Origin of the sequence: Photobacterium galatheae (genome assembly GCF_000695255.1) — a bacterium.
Taxonomy (GTDB): domain Bacteria; phylum Pseudomonadota; class Gammaproteobacteria; order Enterobacterales; family Vibrionaceae; genus Photobacterium; species Photobacterium galatheae.
Window position 1 is genome coordinate 1 of record NZ_JMIB01000011.1, and the last position, 241, is coordinate 241.

Annotated in this window: 1 protein-coding gene; it reads left to right on the forward strand. The window is 44.8% G+C overall.

Annotated elements, in window-relative coordinates; genetic code table 11:
* On the forward strand, positions 1-241 hold a 241-nt coding region (locus tag EA58_RS07160; RefSeq protein ID WP_036750832.1), incomplete at both ends, for an IS3 family transposase.

The window sequence follows — 241 nt, forward strand, 5'->3', positions numbered from 1 at the left end:
TCAAGGTTGGCAGTATCGTCACCGGACATACCAGCAGACAGTGGCTGCCAGAGGGTTAACGCAAAGTATGTCGAGAAAAGGTAACTGCTTAGACAACGCCGTCGCTGAGAACTTCTTTGCCCTGCTCAAAACCGAGATGTACCATAACCAGCACTTTGAAGACGCAAATGATCTCATAGAGAAAATCCAAGAATACATTGAGTATTACAATACCAAACGCATCAAGGTGAAACTAAAAGGC